Source organism: Candidatus Hydrogenedentota bacterium (assembly GCA_019637335.1).
Taxonomy (GTDB): domain Bacteria; phylum Hydrogenedentota; class Hydrogenedentia; order Hydrogenedentales; family JAEUWI01; genus JAEUWI01.
Map to the genome: position 1 here is coordinate 99,304 of JAHBVV010000001.1, position 15,467 is coordinate 114,770.

General features: G+C 65.2%; 14 protein-coding genes and 1 tRNA gene. 8 read left to right on the forward strand and 7 right to left on the reverse strand.

The annotated features are described in order from the left end of the window. The first annotated feature begins 62 nt into the window (after positions 1-62). Genes KF886_00360 through KF886_00380 form a run of 5 tightly spaced genes read left to right on the forward strand, consistent with a single transcriptional unit; the run spans position 63 to position 6,283 of the window. Complete coding sequence (locus tag KF886_00360) at positions 63-1,706, forward strand: AarF/ABC1/UbiB kinase family protein (GenBank protein MBX3175788.1); 1,644 nt, start codon at positions 63-65, stop codon at positions 1,704-1,706. A gap of 28 nt (positions 1,707-1,734) precedes the next feature. Further along, the gene (ispE, locus tag KF886_00365; protein MBX3175789.1) at positions 1,735-2,628 is read left to right on the forward strand and encodes a 4-(cytidine 5'-diphospho)-2-C-methyl-D-erythritol kinase; all 894 of its coding nucleotides are present in this window, start codon (positions 1,735-1,737) and stop codon (positions 2,626-2,628) included. Positions 2,629-2,666: 38 nt separating this feature from the next. Then, a complete protein-coding gene (locus tag KF886_00370) occupies positions 2,667-2,849 on the forward strand; it encodes a hypothetical protein (protein ID MBX3175790.1) in 183 nt (60 codons plus the stop codon). Between the two features lie 36 nt (positions 2,850-2,885). Continuing rightward, complete coding sequence (locus KF886_00375) at positions 2,886-4,658, forward strand: 50S ribosome-binding GTPase (GenBank protein MBX3175791.1); 1,773 nt, start codon at positions 2,886-2,888, stop codon at positions 4,656-4,658. Beyond that, a complete protein-coding gene (locus KF886_00380) occupies positions 4,640-6,283 on the forward strand; it encodes a 50S ribosome-binding GTPase (protein ID MBX3175792.1) in 1,644 nt (547 codons plus the stop codon). Before KF886_00375 ends, KF886_00380 begins: the two co-directional genes overlap by 19 nt. Before the next feature lie 37 nt (positions 6,284-6,320). On the opposite strand, the gene KF886_00385 is transcribed toward KF886_00380, so the two are convergent. The 4 genes from KF886_00385 to KF886_00400 all read right to left on the reverse strand — a co-directional run bounded on the left by KF886_00385 (position 6,321) and on the right by KF886_00400 (position 9,542). Beyond that, positions 6,321-6,782 (reverse strand): tetratricopeptide repeat protein, encoded by a 462-nt coding sequence (locus KF886_00385; protein MBX3175793.1) that lies wholly within the window; start codon positions 6,780-6,782, stop codon positions 6,321-6,323. A 781-nt stretch (positions 6,783-7,563) separates the two neighbouring features. Next, positions 7,564-7,857, reverse strand: coding sequence for a GIY-YIG nuclease family protein (locus KF886_00390; GenBank protein ID MBX3175794.1), 294 nt, complete (start codon positions 7,855-7,857; stop codon positions 7,564-7,566). 898 nt (positions 7,858-8,755) lie between these two features. Then, positions 8,756-9,139 (reverse strand): hypothetical protein, encoded by a 384-nt coding sequence (locus tag KF886_00395; GenBank protein MBX3175795.1) that lies wholly within the window; start codon positions 9,137-9,139, stop codon positions 8,756-8,758. A gap of 40 nt (positions 9,140-9,179) precedes the next feature. Next, on the reverse strand, positions 9,180-9,542 hold the full coding sequence (locus KF886_00400) for a hypothetical protein (GenBank protein ID MBX3175796.1): 363 nt from the start codon (positions 9,540-9,542) through the stop codon (positions 9,180-9,182). 110 nt (positions 9,543-9,652) lie between these two features. Between KF886_00400 and KF886_00405 the strand changes: the two genes are divergently transcribed. The 3 genes from KF886_00405 (at position 9,653) to KF886_00415 (ending at position 12,091) form a co-directional block, all read left to right on the forward strand. After that, positions 9,653-10,330: a hypothetical protein gene (locus KF886_00405; GenBank protein MBX3175797.1), complete on the forward strand. Its 678-nt coding sequence runs from the start codon at positions 9,653-9,655 to the stop codon at positions 10,328-10,330. A gap of 93 nt (positions 10,331-10,423) precedes the next feature. Further along, complete coding sequence (locus tag KF886_00410; GenBank protein MBX3175798.1) at positions 10,424-10,906, forward strand: tryptophan-rich sensory protein; 483 nt, start codon at positions 10,424-10,426, stop codon at positions 10,904-10,906. 351 nt (positions 10,907-11,257) lie between these two features. Then, on the forward strand, positions 11,258-12,091 hold the full coding sequence (locus KF886_00415) for a hypothetical protein (GenBank protein MBX3175799.1): 834 nt from the start codon (positions 11,258-11,260) through the stop codon (positions 12,089-12,091). A 1-nt stretch (position 12,092) separates the two neighbouring features. Here the strand turns inward: KF886_00415 and KF886_00420 are convergent. The 3 genes from KF886_00420 to KF886_00430 form a co-directional block, all read right to left on the reverse strand. Beyond that, positions 12,093-12,169: transfer RNA gene (locus KF886_00420), tRNA-Val, on the reverse strand. Positions 12,170-12,429: 260 nt separating this feature from the next. After that, positions 12,430-13,653 (reverse strand): DUF1501 domain-containing protein, encoded by a 1,224-nt coding sequence (locus KF886_00425; GenBank protein ID MBX3175800.1) that lies wholly within the window; start codon positions 13,651-13,653, stop codon positions 12,430-12,432. 39 nt (positions 13,654-13,692) lie between these two features. Continuing rightward, complete coding sequence (locus tag KF886_00430; protein MBX3175801.1) at positions 13,693-15,384, reverse strand: DUF1800 domain-containing protein; 1,692 nt, start codon at positions 15,382-15,384, stop codon at positions 13,693-13,695. Positions 15,385-15,467 lie beyond the last annotated feature (83 nt).

Sequence of the window (15,467 nt, forward strand, 5' to 3'; positions counted from 1 at the left end):
CGCGGGAGGCGGCCCCACTTGAAAGGCAGCGCTTGTATTACTCCAGGCTTGGAAAGCATACGGTGAACGCGGTCCGGCTTGCGGAAGTGCTCCAGGTATTCGTGAAGCACGGATTCGCGGACCTGCTCCAGCGGGCCGGTTTTCACCGCAGCCTGCCGGCCAAGCTGCTGCGCGGACTGAAGCTCATGGAAGCGCAGGCGGGGCCGCCGCATACCTTCGGCCACCGCCTGCGATCGGCCCTGGTCGAGCTCGGCCCGACCTTCGTGAAGCTCGGCCAGGTGCTGAGCACGCGCCCCGACCTGATCCGGCACGACCTCGCAACCGAGTTGAGCAAACTCCAGGACCGTGTCGACGCGCTGCCCTTCGCAACCATGGAAGCGGTCATGCGCGAGGCGCTCGGCGGCGGGGCCACCGACCTTTTCGCCGGTTTTGATCGCGAGCCCATCGCGTCCGCCTCGCTCAGCCAGGTCTACCGGGCCACGCTGAAGTCGGGCCACCCCGTGGCGGTGAAGATCCAGCGGCCCGGCGTGGCGAAGGTCATCGAGTCGGACCTCAGCCTCCTGCAGCAGGTGGCGGAGTGGAGCGCGGCGCACGTCAGCGATATCAACTGGCTCGACCCGCCGGGGATCGTGGATGAATTCGCGCGATCGATCCGGCGCGAGCTCGACCTGAGCATCGAGGCGCAGATTATCGAGCAATTCCTGAAGAATTTCGAGCACGATCCCGCGGTCATCGTCCCTGGCGTATATCACGAATACACCGCGCGCACCATCCTTACGATGGACTGGATCGACGGCGTGCGCGTGGATTGCCTCGAAGCCTACCCGGAGCGCAACTGCGACCCCGCCGCCATCGCCATAAACGGCTGCGACGCCCTGTGCCGCATGGTCTTCGAGCACCAGCTCTTTCACGCCGACCCGCACCCGGGCAACATTTTCGTCACGCGCGACAACCGGCTGGCCTTCCTCGACCTGGGCATGGCCGGCCACCTGGAAAGCGCGGATGTCGCGGCGATCGGCGATGTGTTCCTGGCCATCTTCTCGCAGGACAGCCGCGCCTGCGTGGATTCGATCCTGGTGCTCACCGATGGCGGGGACCCGGCCGATGTGGAGGTGCTGGAGCGGGAGCTGACGGAGTTCATCGCCTTTGAGGCCCGCGCGATTCTGGCCAGGGGCCAGGTGGCCAAGGGCCTGGAGCGCGCCACGCAGATCCTCCAGCGCGCGAACATGGAGCTGGCGCCCCGGTTCTCGCTGCTTATCAAAGCCCTGGCCACGATCGAGATGGTGGGCCGCACGCTCGACCCGAAGCTCGATATGGTGCCGATCATGCGCCCCTACGTGGACCGCCTCATCAAGAAGCGTTTCGCGCCCCGCCAGGTGCTGCGGGACCTCCAGCACAACGCGCGCGTGCTGCTGCGGCTGGGACACCAGATCCCGCAGGATGTCGCCTATCTCCTCCAGCAGGTGCGCAATGGAAAGCTCAAGTTCTCCATTCACCACGAGCACCTGGAGGACCTGGCCGCGACCATCGACCGCGCCAGCAGCCGCAACACCGTGGGTTTGATTGTCGCCGCCCTGATCGTGGGCTCCAGCCTGCTGATTACCGTCGAGACCTCCATCAGCCGGCTCGGCGTCGCGGGCTTTGTTTTCGCCGGCCTCCTTGGCAGCGTGCTGGTCATTTCGATTCTCTGGACCCGGAAATTCTAGGCCGGGAGAGCGCGGCGAGGAGATGACCATGACGCAACCCGGCAACGAGACCGCGACGTACCGATCCCGCGCCAAAATCAACCTGTACCTCGACGTGCTGGACCGGCGCCCGGACGGGTTTACGAATATCGAGACCATTTTCCAGTCGATCGACCTCTGGGACGAACTGCGTTTTTCTCCCGCGCCGGACAGAACGCGGTTTACCTGTAATTTGACCGCGCTGGCGGATCCGGGGGGCAACCTGGCCGTCCGCGCGGCGGAGCTGCTCCGGCGGCACACGGGCGAGGGCCGCGGAATCGCGATTCATCTGGAAAAGCGCATACCCGTCGCGGCCGGCCTGGCGGGCGGGTCCGGCAACGCCGCCGCGACCCTGATCGCGCTGAACGAAAGCTGGGAGCTCGGCCTCGCGCCGGAGACGCTCGCGGATCTTGCGGCGGAACTCGGATCGGACGTGCCCTTCTGCCTGGCCGGCGGCACCGTCGCCGCGACGGGCCGGGGCGAGGTGCTGGAAACGCTTCCGCCGCTGCCCCCGCAATGGCTGGTGCTGGCGCACCCGCCGTTGGCGATCACCGCGGGCCACGCCTACGGCCACCCGCGCCTCACGCGCAATCTGACCCCGCCCGAGAACGGCAAGACGCCGCAATTCCGCGCCGCGCTTGATGCGCTGGGCCGGGGCGATGTGGCGGGCCTCGTGTTTAACCGCATGGAGAGCGGCGTATTTCACGATCATCCGGAGCTGGCGTCCCTCAAGGACGCGCTGCTGGAAGCCGGCTGCGCGGCGAGCGCCATGAGCGGGAGCGGCCCGACGGTATTCGGGCTTTGCGACAGCGAGGCGGCGGCCCGGCGGGCGGCGGCGCGTATCACGGCCTGCGCCACCTCCGTGGTGGCGACCGCCGGTTGCGGCGTGGAGCGCGTGGCGTGACCGCGCGCCCGAATTAACCCTGTAAGGACGACAAGACCATGAGCACAACACGTTGCCGCGGGTGCGGGACGCCGCTGGAGAATCCAGACGCCCCCTGCCCCACCTGCGGGTTCAGAAAGATTCCCGATTTCCGCAAGAAGGTGCTGCAATTCGCCGCGCTGTTTGCTATATTGGGCCTCATTTGGCTCCTCTTTCTCACCAAGAGCCTCTGGCTCGGGTGATCGGCCCCACCCCACACCGGTTGCGCCCGTATTGACATGGACGATGCATTGAGCGAAAACCTCCAGGATCTCGACGCCGCGATCCACGAACTGGAACGCGCGGTCGCGGGACAGCCCGCCCTGAGCGCGGCCCTGTTCGACGATACGCGCGAATGGCGAAAGCTCCTAACCTTCAAGCTGCTCCCGCAGCTCGCCGGGAAGGATGTGCTCGTGGCGGCGGTCGCCGGGGGCACGAACACCGGCAAGTCGACGGTATTCAACCTGCTCGTGGGCGCGCCCATGAGCCCCGTGCGCGCCACGGCCGCCGCCACCTGCCGCCCCCTGCTCGCCGGGAGCCCGCTCCGCTTCGAACAGGGGCTCACGGGCAACCTCGTGCCGGGCCTGCGGGCGCGCCTCCTCGCGCACGACGACGACCCCGTCGACCGAAGCGCCCCGCCCGACGTGCTCTTCATGAAGGCCTGTGAAAGCCTGCCCGATTTCCTCGTGCTGCTCGACGTGCCCGACGTGGACTCCATCGACTTCATCAACTGGGACGTGGCCGAGAATATTCAAGCCGTGTGCGACGTGCTCATCGCCGTGCTCACCGGCGAGAAGTACCAGGATGACAAGGTCATCGCCTACTTCCGGCAGGCCGCCGGGTCCGGGCGCATAATACTGCCGCTGATGAATAAGGCCGACCCCGCCGAGGACTACCGGGTGGCGCGGGCGCAACTGGCCGATTTCTGCGAGGCGGTCGGCATCGAGTCCTCCGCGCGTTTTGCCGTGCCCCACGATTTCGGCCTGATGGACGCCTGCGATCAGCCCATTCTCCCGCTGGGCGGCGCGGAGCCCCTGCGCAATCACCTGGAACAGCTCGACGTGGTGCAGACCAAGGCGCAGGTCTACCGCGACTCCCTCACGCACTTCTGCCTCCAGACGGAGGATTTCCTGGCGCGGATGGACGGCGCGCTCAAGCGATTCGACGCGATCGAGGCCCTCTTCGCGCACCGGGCCGAGGCCATCGCCGCGACCTATGATCCCGAGCCCGACGCCAAAGTGGGCAGGTTGCTCCACGAGTACATCAAGGCGCGCCGCGGAACCTTCAGCCGGACCATGGGCAACGTGGGATCGGCGATGTACAATCAGATCGCGCCCGTGAGCCGCGCCGTGGGCAGAATGATACAGCGGCGGCTTTCGCTCTCCAGCGTGCCCGCGCCCCCGACCGCCTCGGAGGTGCGCGCGCACCATGTCCGCGAGCTGGATAATCGCGTCCGCGACTTCATCCGCGAGTGCACGGAGATGGCGCGGAGCCTCGAATCGCCCGCCCGAGAGATGCTCGAAGGCGCCTTCGAACGGCTTGAAGTCGCCGAAGTCGTGAACGCGGTCGAGAAGACGACGCTGGTGGACGACAACATCTCCGAGGCCTTCCGCAAACACGCCGAGAAGACGCTGGAGGCCTGGTGGGAAGACCACGCCGTGCGCCGCCGCGTCCTCGTGGAGCTGGACGCGCTGCTCATGTTCGCGCCGACCGCCGTGGCCGTGCCCCTCGCCCTCTACACCGGCGGCGTGGGTGTGCCCGAGGTCATCGCGGCGGCGGGTCCGGTCGCCGGGGACTTCTTCTCCCGCGTCATGGAGCACCAGTTCGCGGACAAGTGGTTTGATTTCATCGCGCCGTGGCACGCCGAGCAGCAGGCCCGCTTCCGCGACGCCCTGGCCGCGCATGTGCTCGACGCCGCACTCGCCCCCCTGGCCGAGGGCCGCGACGCCCTCCGCGGCGACGCCGCCCAGACCATCCGGAGGATTCACGAACAGTGTCTGAAAGTATCCTGAGCGTTCTGAACCACCTGGAGACCCTGGCGGCCTACGAGGGCCCGTGGAAGGGCCTGCGCAACGAGACCGCACTCCTCCAGGAGCGGGTGGCCGAGCTGCGCGCGCGCGAATCCCGCCTGGACGACGTCCTCGTGGTGGCGCTCGTGGGCGGCTCGGGTGTGGGCAAGTCCACGCTGTTGAACGCCATCGCCGGCGACCAGATCGCGCTCACCTCCGCCATGCGCCCCTGCACCACGCGCCCGACCGTCTACCACCCGCCGGGCACAGAGCTCCCCTTTGAAGAGTGGGACAGCGTGCCCCGGTCGGCGCTGGAAAACCTGGTGCTGATCGACACGCCGGACTCCGACAGCATCGTGCACGCGCACCGCGAGATCACCCTGGAAGTGCTCAGGCAGTGTGACCTGATTCTGCTGTGCGCGAGCATGGAAAAATACCTCGACGAGGCCACCTGGTCGCTCCTGCGACCCCTGCGCGGGCTGCGCGCCATGGTCTGTGTCGAGACGAAGGCCAGCGATCGCGCCTCGGCCCGGGATCACTGGATGGCGCGGCTGGAGGAGCAGGGATTCCAGATTTCGGAGTACTTCCGCGTCAACGCCCTGCGCACGCTCGACCGCAAGCTCTCCGGCGCGCCCGAAAGCACCGAGGAGTTCGACTTTCCCGCGTTGGACCAGTTTCTTGCGCGCGAGCTGAGCCGGGAGCGCATCGCGCGAATCAAGCGCTCGAACGTGGCGGGGCTCCTGCGCAAGGCCGCCCAGCGGCTCGACGAAATCGCCGCGCGCGTCCGCCCGGAGCTCGAACGGCTCGAGAAGGAAGTCGCCGAGGCCGACAAATCCCTCGCGCGCGCAAGCCTGGCCCTCGCCAGCGGCCACCTCTTTGCGGAGTCCCACCTGTGGGCCTACGCCGTGGGCCGCGAAACCAGCATCCGGTCCAAGGGCGTGATCGGCATGCTCTACCGCCTCGTGGAGGCGGCCCGCAGCCTGCCCGTGCGCCTGCCGGGCGTTCTCTCCTGGTATGGCCTGAAGGACGCCGGCGGACGCCGCGCCGCGGAGCTGCTCACCAGCCAGGAACTCGTCCGCCACGGGGACCGGCTCGTGCCCGATCGCGTGCTGGATCATTACCACACCGAACAAAGCGAGCTCGCGCTGGCCTTCGTGCGCGCGGGATTCGCCGCGCCCGACGCCTCGGGTGGACAGGCCGAGTTTCAGCAGGAACTGGAGCGGCGCCTCGCCGGGGTGATCCAGGGGCCCGCCCGCGAGCGCGTCCAGAGCGGCGCGCGCGTCCTCAGCCGCTGGCTTACGGCGATCATGCTCGACGCGCCGCCGCTGGCCTTCCTCGGCTACACCGGCTACCTCGTCGTGTCGAAGTACCTGTCCGCCGAGCTGCTCGGGGCCGGGTTCCTGATCCATTCCGCCACGGTCTTCGCGATTATCGCCGGTGTGGAGCTGGTGGGCTTGTCCTTCGCCGTGCGGTTCTACGCGTGGCTCGCCCGCCAGGGAAGCCTCATGGACCTGCGCGCCGCCCTCCTCGCGCCGCAGCTCGCCTTCCGCGCGGAAAAGCAAACCATTCAGGAGACCCGGGCGCTGCTGGAGCGGATCGATCGCGTGAAGGCGCTCGTGCTCGACTGATCGCCGTGCGCTTCGGCGGGCGCCTTCCGTTGCGCGCCTACTGCATCACCGCGATGATGATGATGCTGCCGAAAATCGTCAGCAGGATCGCCGCCGTGATCGCCACCACCATCACATTGCCCTTCGACATCGCCGGCGCGCTCCCGCCGATGTGGCTGGACGAGGGCCGCGAACGCGCGTGGTCGGGCTCCGGACCCACCCGGTGCCGGGCCTCTGCCGGCGGGGCCTGCGTCAGCGTCTTCAGCGCCTCGTGCAGCTCCGCCTTCAGCGCGACCGCCTCCGGGTGCTCGAAGTGCGTGGTGATCTCGTCGAGCACGTCGAGCGCCTCGTTCGTCTCGCCGATTTCCACCAGGCACCGCGCGCGCGGATACATCACGTTGGGGGAATTGGGGAAGGCCTGATCCAGCTCGTCCAGCAGGGCGAGCGACTCATCAAAACGGCCCTGCTGAAACAGCATGTCCGCCTGGCCAAATTTGTTCTGTGCAATGTGCCGTTGCATAAAGGACACCTAATCGTAGACCTGTATAGATCATACGTGAGGATCGGTGGATAAGCAACTCGAACAGGCCCTGCGTGCGCGCCCGGAATGCGTAATTCGCCACAACAAATAAACCCGTGAAAGCCGCCAAATAGGGAAAAGGCGCGGGCCGCGGGCCCCGGACGCCCTGCCGTCCGGAGCAGGCCATCATTTTCCCGCCGTGCCGCGCGATCCCGCATGGGCGCTCCAGCGGCCATGCGAGTTCGTGCGAATACCCGCGATAGTCGCCACCCGTGTTCGCCGGGTTGTGCTCCCGCGCCGCATCGAGGCCCGTCGCGATCGTCAAGCCCGCGAAAGGGGCTGCTGGTTTAGTGTCTGTGAGGCACGCAGAACCTGCGATGGTGTGTTATTGACCCGGGGCGTCATTCCCGCGCACGCGGGAATCCACGCCTTCACGCCACCGCCACCACCTGCTGGATTCCCACTTTCGTGGGAATGACGGGCTACTCGCCACCGCCGCCACGTTCGTCATCCCCGCCGTTTTCGTCATCCTCGCGAACGCGGGGATCCATGCCTTCACCGCGCCGCCGCCACCACCTGCTGGATTCCCACTTTCGTGGGAATGACGGGCTCCTCGCCGCCGCCGGCACGTTCGTCATCCTCGCGAACGCGGGGATCCACGTCCTCACCGCGCGACCACCACCACCACCACCTGGATTCCCACTTTCGTGGGAATGACGGGCTACTCGCCACCGCCACCACGTTCGTCATCCTCGCGAACGCGGGGATCCAGTCCACTGCGTCACCACAATTCCTCCGCCAGGTCGCGCCACTCGGGATTCTGTTTCTCAATCAGCTCAATCTTCCAGGCCCTGTTCCACTTCTTGATCTGCTTCTCCCGAATAATGGCGGATCGCATGTCCGATAAGAACTCACAGTACACCAGCCTGTGAACGCCATACCGCCTCGTGAAACCGGGCCGAACATCCTCTTTGTGTTCCCGAACACGTTGCGCCAAATTGCTTGTCACGCCTGTGTAAAGGGTGCCATTCCGTTTACTGGCCATAATGTAAACCGCCGGACGCTTATCCTGCATGCCACACTCCTGGATTCCCACTTTCGCGGGAATGACGGGCGACTCGCCCACCACGTTCGTCATCTCCGCCACGTTCGTCATCCCCGTGAAAACGGGGATCCACGCCTTCACCGCGCCACCTCCACCGCTACCTGCTGGATTCCCACTTTCGTGGGAATGACGGGCGACTCGCCACCGCCACTTTCGTCATCCTCGCGAACGGGGCTGTCGGTTTAACTGGTGCGAACGCCTCAAAACCTGCAAGTTTGTGCTGCTGTCCTGAGCGTCATTCCCGCGAACGCGGGAATCCAGTGGAATTCCGAGGTTTGTGGGATCGTGTTCCTGGATCCCCCCGTTCGCGGGGATGACGGATCTGCTCAATCCTTCCATAGTGTAGAGTGAATTGAGTAAACCGACAACCCCGAACGCGGGGATCCACGACTTCACCGCGCCACCACCACCGCCACCTGCTGGATTCCCACTTTCGTGGGAATGACGGGCGACTCGCTACCACCGCGCCACCACCACCGCCACCTGCTGGATTCCCACTTTCGTGGGAATGACGGTACTGGGTGAAAAACCAAACATCCCTCGGGCCTCGCCCCAGACCCCATCAACTTCTATCCCTTGCGAGCCAATGCCACCACTACAAGTTCCCGCGCCTGAGCTATCGCTATTTTAAGCGGTAAAGCAGTAAAGCAACCAGATAATCACTACCTGGCGAGGCAAAACCCGATGATGCTGTAATCTGTAAGTGATCGACAGCGTGCAACTACCGCGGTTCAAGGAACGGCACGCGCCCCGGCCCCCATCGATATCCGTAGGCAGACCATATCTTCCATCGTGCTTGGGCATGTTGATTCGCCCCGGAACCTGTCGAAGGATGGAGGTAAGCTCATATCTATGTACTACACACGTACTATGCTCGGACTTTCCAGCCATCCAGATCTCCCGGCAGTTTAAGCTCCCATTTGAGATAGTACTCAGCAGCGGCAACTGCCGAATCAAACACACGCGAACATCGGTGTGCCACCAATGTCGGGTCAATTGGGTTCGTATGGGCAGAAAAGGATCTAAACCTACCTTGGGCCTCCCGGTGAATTAAGACCCCCTCCATTGGATTCTCTCCGCTTTCTTCTTGTGGAGCGGCAGGAAACCGTTCAACGCTTTCAAGAACTCTAGCCAGGTGCTCCAAAACTTCTGAATAGAGAAGCCCTTCATTTATGGAAAGTCCATGTCTTAATCTTTCTTCCATATCGATATGCTCTCCCCTTAGTAGACGTGTCATTATGTGTGCTCTCAATTCTTGTGTCTCCCTTAGGGCATATAGAACGAATCAATTATTACAGAATTTGGAATCTCGCGTTATACTGTACTTTCATGCCGTATTCATTGGTCCGGAGGGTGCTCCTCTTAGAATAGTCTCCCACGTTGAGCAAGTCCAAGCGTTCTTCTCTAATGAGGGTCCGCAAGCAAAGCGACACCCCGTCGCCGATGTTCACATCGTCCACAAGGCAGGCGTTCGACGCTTCCAGGACGAAGCGGTCCGTGCCCTGAACGGGCGCATTGTCCGCGCGCAAGACCGCCGCCAGCGCCTGCCCCAACGGCCCGCGCCGGATCACGACCTGGCCCCGGAAGACGGGGGCTTGGATGACGTGCGGCGTGCCGTCCGCCGTGGCGACGGGGGCGGGTCTTACGTCCCTCAAACGTATTGATGGTCTCCGTCAATTGGTGTACGATCAAGAAGTCGGATACCGCGCCGGTCCGCGCGTGGACTGGCCTACGGGGGAACCGTTTGACGGAAGGGAGTGCGCCCATGTCCCGATTCTTGTTCACCGTTTCCTTGATGTGTCTCATTCTCGCGTTCGCCTGTGGCGAGGCGTGGGCGCACAAGCCGGTCGTCATTGATGGCGGTCCGACCGACGCCCAAACGGCGCATGACGTGCCCGACCCCGGGGTGTCCTACGTGGGGTATCATGAGGCGACGCCCGGGGCGCCGGCGCTCTGGTTCACCTTCGAGGCCCGTCAGGGGACCCCGCTGTACCTGCAGCCGGGCGTGCCCAAGATCGACCGTTTCGGGGCGCTCCGGCCCGCGATGGCGTTGCTTGGGCCGGGTCTTCCGGCGGTGGAGGTTCCCTTCGCCGTGCCCGAGGGCTATGGCGGGCAGGTTTTCTTCACGGATGACCAGGCGCCTGTTGTGTTCGAGGAGGAATTCACGGGCACAACGTCGTGGCAGTTTCCCGCGGTGGAGCTGGCCGCGCCCGTCACCGGTCGCTATTACCTGGTGGGTTATCTGCCCGGCGGCGAATCGGGCAAGTTCTGGATGGCTATCGGGGAAGAGGAAGCCTTCGGGCTCGCGGACCTGTTCACCTTGCCCCAGACGCTCGTTCAGGTGCGCCTCTTCCACGAGATCTTCCCCTTTGGCGGGATTCTCGGGTGGGCGCTGGTCTTCATGCTGCTGGCGGTATCCGGTTTCATCTTCTGGTTTCTTTAGCGGGCGAATTCGTCCGTGCCTTGCAGTGCATCCGCCTTGTCTTTTCACGGGACGCCGTTCTGGCGGCCCGGGCCCGGAGTTGTGAGCGTGCGTATGGGTATTCGAGCCATCAAGAACGTGGGCGCCTTTGTGCTGGCCCAGGCGCTGTGTTTTGGCGCGGCGGGCATTGGGAGCGCCTTCACCGCCTCCTCCGTCGGGACGTGGTATCGGGAAATTGCGAAGCCCGACTGGACCCCGCCCTCCTGGGTGTTTGGCCCGGTATGGACGGTGTTGTACGCGCTGATGGGGGTTGCGGCGTTTCTGGTCTGGCGGACGGGCCGCTGGTCCGAGACGCGCGGGGCGTTGCTCACCTTTCTGGCGCAGCTGGCGCTCAACACGGCTTGGTCCATTATCTTCTTTGGCGCCCGGAATCCGGGCTTTGCGTTCCTGGAGATCCTGCTGCTCTGGATCGCCATCGTGGCGACGATGGTCCTCTTCTGGCGGCGCTCGAAGATCGCGTCTCTACTGTTGGCGCCCTATCTCGCGTGGAGCTCTTTCGCCGCGTTCCTGAATTTCACCATCTGGCAAATGAACTGAGGGTATCGTTGAGGAAAACAGGCCTGGATGGACCGGGTGCATGCGTATGCGGCTGTGCCGCCGCCGGGCAGACCCGGAATACGCCTCCACGTTCCGGGACGAATTTCTTTACACGACCCGCTTGTACTGTCGGCGCCCGCTTGCGATAATCCGCGGAGCCGTCCAATGCGGCGTCTGGCTGCACTTGCGGAAAGTACTGTTCCCGACTATGGCCCAAACCTCAGCGAAGGTCCCTGCCTGATGATGCGTCCCTCCACCACTCGAATCGTACTGGCGACGCTTGTGGCCCTCGCTGTAAGCGGGCCGCTTCACGGCGAAACGGCTTTGGAGGCGCCAGCGGAGCAGGTATGTGTGATATCGGATGAACGGATCCTCGAATCCAGCGGCCTGGCGCTTTCCCGGCGGGAACCCGACGCGGTCTGGATCCATAACGATTCCGGCGATACGGCAAGGCTTTTTCTTGTCGGTATGGAGGGGAACACCCGCGGTGTTTTCCATCTGGCGGATGTCCCCATGCCGTTGGATTGGGAGGACATGTGCAGCTTCACCCTCGAAGGCGAGCCCTGGCTGCTGGTCGGCGACGTGGGGGACAACGCGAGCCACCGGCGTTTGGGCGCGCCGGAAAGCGGGCCCGAACGCGCCTGTCGCCTGCTGCTGCTCCATGAGCCCGCGCTAAAAGTCGGAAGCGAGCAGGACGCCGTCCCCGTGCACGCCACCATTCTTTTCGAGTATGAAGATGGCCCGCGCAATTGTGAGAGCGTGGCGGTGGACACGGAACGCCGAGAGATTCTCCTGGTTTCGAAGTCGAAATCCACGCCCCTCGATTGCGGCGTGTACACGATTCCCTTGACCCTGGAAGCGGGAACGACATCGGCCGTTGCACGGCGGATCGGCGAACTGGATACACCCTACGCGACCGCCATGGATATCGCGCCCGACAACCATCGTCTCGTGCTCATATCCGCGCGGGGGGCGCTGGTGGTGGACCGAGACCCGGACCAGGAATGGGGGGAGGCGCTGAAAGGGGCGTCAACGTTGCTGACATTGCCCAGGCGAGAGAACGGCGAGACGGTCTGTTTCGGGCGAAACCGGGATGAACTGCTCCTGAACAGCGAGCGCATCGGGCAGCCCCTCTGGCGCGTCACAATTCCCGCCCCGCCAGGCGCCCGAGCAGGCGATGAATAAATGGTGGGCGATAGAGGATTCGAACCTCTGACCCCCTGTGTGTAAGACAGGTGCTCTAACCAGCTGAGCTAATCGCCCGGGGGAGAAGCGCGGGGCTTCTGGTGCGGGGCGCGTAGTATAGCACCCGCTTGCGCGTGTATCAAACGAAACGCGGCCCGCGGGGCAATCGCACTTAAACCCGCTCTCGGCATATCGGCGTGAACTTGAGTCGATCCGGAGCCTCGAATCAACAAAAGTGAGCGTGTTGGAGCGCCGGCATCTCCGCCGGCAAGGTCAGGGATTCGCCGCAGGCAAAATACCAGCGCTCCTTCACGCGCCCGCGGGCGTTTGTCGGTTGTTCAGGTGATGAGGTTCATGGGCTCGAAGCTGTCCTTGAGCACGGCTTTGGGGTCGGCGTGGAGCCAGGATTCGAGGACGGTGGCGTAGACGCGGCGGAAGTCGGTGTTGAACTTGAGGTCGCCGCGGTCGAGGTCGGCGAGGTCGGGGGTCTGGCCGTGGAGGCCGCCGCGGACGTTCCTGCCGAGGAGGAACATGGGGGCCGCGGTGCCGTGGTCGGTGCCGCCGCTGCCGTTTTCGTTGACGCGGCGCCCGAACTCGGAGAAGACCATGGTGGTGACGCGGTCGGCGGTCCCGTCGCGCTCGAGTTGCTGCTGGAACCGGGCGAGGGCATTGGCGACGTCGCCGAGGAGCTGTTCGTGCCGCCCGCCCTGGCCGGCGTGGGTGTCGAAGCCGCTGGTGGACACGTAGTAGATGCGGGTGGCGAGGCCGCCGCGGATGAGCCCGGCGACGGTGTCGAGCTGGTTGACGCGGGCGGCGCGGCCGCGGCCTCCGTCCATCTGGACCTTGCCGCGTTTTGCGGCGGCGCGCACTTCGCCCGAGCTTTGGACGGCGGCGGTGGTGGTGTGCCGGAGGAAATCGAGCGTCGGGTTGCCGGTGGCCCCGGTGTTGAGCGCTTCAAAGGCCGCCGTGGAGTCCGCGCCCTGGCCGGCGTTCCAGCCAAACTTTCCGGGGTCGGTCGTGGAGACGCCGTAGCCCAGGGCGCTGCCGAAGGCCTGGGGGCGCTCGGCGTCGAGCGCGAGGCCCACCTGGGGTTGGGCGGAGCCGCTGCAGTTGTTGTCGAAGTAGCGCCCGATCCACCCGTCGCCCAGGTATTCGTCCGAGTCGCTCGCGGTGTGCCAGATTTCCATGGACCGGAAGTGCGAGCGATCGGGGTTGGGATAACCGACGCCCTGGATGACGGCGAGCTGGCCCTGGTCGTACAGGGGCATGATCGGCTTGAGCGCGTCGTTGAGCCCGAGCTGATCGTTCAGTTTCAGCAGGCGCCCGGGCCGGAGGCCGAGGTTCGGGCGCGCATTGTAGTAGAGGTCGTTCTCGAAGGGCACAACGGTGTTGAGGCCGTCGTTGCCGCCGCCGAGCTGCACCACCACGAGGACGCGGCCGTCGTTGAAGCCCTGGATGGCCTGGGCCGTGTCGGCGTAGACGTCGGTCAGGAACTTGGGCGCGAGGCCGAGGCCCGAAAAAACGGCCAGGCCCTTCATAAAATCGCGGCGTGTCAGAGGCATGTGTCTATTCTCCCCGGTCGCTGGGACCGCGTATTGGCGTCAGCAGAGCTGGTATTCGGCCAGGCTCGTCATGAGGTGAAGCAATTCGTTGCGCTTTTGATCGGGCAGGTTTTCCGGCGTCACGGGCATCCCGGCGTCGGGAACGCCGAGGGCCTGGAGCAACGTCTGACGCTGATCGTGCGCGAGCGGCGCGCCGATGAGGCGTTCGGCCAGTTGCGCAATGCACTCGCCCGCCGTGGTGAAGGTCATGCCCTCGAACATATCGCTCAGCGGGTCGTACTCGGCGGGCGCCTCCAGGCCCAGCTCCTTGAGCAGGGCGCGGCGTTGGGCGGGATTGCCCGTGCGCAGGATCTTGAGTTTGAACTGGCGTTCTTCCCGCGGGAGGCCCTTGAGTTTCTCGCGGATCTGCTCGCGGAGCGCCGCGCGCGGGTCCTCGGCGGCTTTTTTCTCGGCGGGCGTCATGGTCATCGCCGGCGGCGCCAGTTCGGGGTCGGCCCCGGCGGGCGCCATCATCATCGCGTCGCCGCCGCCCGCCATCCTCTGGTTGTGGCCGCGCGTGGCGGCGGAAGCCAGATCGGCGGGCAGGTTGTAGCGGATCAGCAGGGTATTCGCGTTGATCCAGGCACGGTTGCCGTCCCACCCTTTCACATTCGGCGGGTGGAGCAGGTCCTGCCCGAGGCGCGCGGTGGCCTGCACCATGGCCACCGGGGGCACGGTGTCGAGGGCGAGGTCGTGCGTGAGCTTGACCACGAACTGGGCCGGGCTCTTAATCTGAGAACCCACCACTTCGGGCGCGTGGAAGGCCTCCGACAGGAAGATTTGCCGCAGCACGGGCTTCAATTCAAAGCTGGATTCACGAAACGTGCTGGCAAGCGCCGCGACCACGTCGGGATCCGGATTCTCGCTGGCAAAGAATTTCCAGAGCTTGCCGCAGATGAAGGGGGCGAGGGCTTCCTGCTCGAACAGGATATCGATCATGTCGGCGCCGTCGAAATTGCCCGTCCGCCCGAAGACCGTCTTGGCGCCCGAATCGTGGGCCTGGCGCCGGAACTGGAACGAACGCCCGTCGCTGCTCCAGCCGGTGAAGGCGCGCGCCGCTTCCTTGATATCCTCCTCCGTGTATTGCCCCTGGCCCAGCGTGAAGAGCTCCATCAGCTCGCGCGCCCAGTTCTCATTCGGCTTCTGCTTCGTGCTTCGGTCGTTGTCGAGATACCGCAGCATGCAGGGCGACTGCCCCACGTGGGTGACCAGCGTCCTGAAATTGCCCGTGGCGTTCCGGCGGAAGACCTCCAGCAGTTCGTAGTTGTGCTGGGAAGCGCGCACCTTCTGGGCCGAGGTGGCGAAGTGCCCGTGCCAGAAGAGGGCCATCTTCTCCTCAAGCGGGCGCGGGCTGACGCGCATGCGCTGGATCCACCAGGCCTGGAGCCTCCGAAGGGCCTCCCGTTCCTTCCGCTGCTCCTCCTGCTGGAGGGCGCGCCGCTCTTCCTCGCCCAGGCCCCGGCGTTTCGCCCGGCGCTCCTGCTGGGTGAGCGCGGGAATAAGAAAATCCGGCTCGGGGTACGCGAAGGGCACGTTCTCGTAGCCCAGGAGGTGGTCTACGGCGGCTTCGGGCGCCATTTCCGACAGGCGTACCGCCAGCGAATGGGGCACACCGAAACCCGCGCGGTTCAGCAGGTGCCGGGCGCTTGCCAGGGACCACGATTCGGGGCCGATGGGGTGCAGACTGGCCATGGGTAACTCCTCCAGCGGCTCCGCGCCGCGGGCGTTTCACTGCGTTACGGTGATTGAAACACCAGAATCGCGCGGCGGTTCCC

What these genes read in the sequence shown, in the direction of transcription:
- KF886_00410 (MBX3175798.1), top strand. Translation starts at nt 10,424, where the DNA reads ATGGGTATTCGAGCCATCAAGAACGTGGGCGCCTTTGTGCTGGCCCAG.
- KF886_00375 (MBX3175791.1), top strand. Translation starts at nt 2,886, where the DNA reads ATGGACGATGCATTGAGCGAAAACCTCCAGGATCTCGACGCCGCGATC.
- KF886_00390 (MBX3175794.1), bottom strand. Translation starts at nt 7,857, where the DNA reads ATGCAGGATAAGCGTCCGGCGGTTTACATTATGGCCAGTAAACGGAAT.
- KF886_00425 (MBX3175800.1), bottom strand. Translation starts at nt 13,653, where the DNA reads ATGCCTCTGACACGCCGCGATTTTATGAAGGGCCTGGCCGTTTTTTCG.
- KF886_00370 (MBX3175790.1), top strand. Translation starts at nt 2,667, where the DNA reads ATGAGCACAACACGTTGCCGCGGGTGCGGGACGCCGCTGGAGAATCCA.
- KF886_00405 (MBX3175797.1), top strand. Translation starts at nt 9,653, where the DNA reads ATGTCCCGATTCTTGTTCACCGTTTCCTTGATGTGTCTCATTCTCGCG.
- KF886_00385 (MBX3175793.1), bottom strand. Translation starts at nt 6,782, where the DNA reads ATGCAACGGCACATTGCACAGAACAAATTTGGCCAGGCGGACATGCTG.
- KF886_00430 (MBX3175801.1), bottom strand. Translation starts at nt 15,384, where the DNA reads ATGGCCAGTCTGCACCCCATCGGCCCCGAATCGTGGTCCCTGGCAAGC.
- ispE (MBX3175789.1), top strand. Translation starts at nt 1,735, where the DNA reads ATGACGCAACCCGGCAACGAGACCGCGACGTACCGATCCCGCGCCAAA.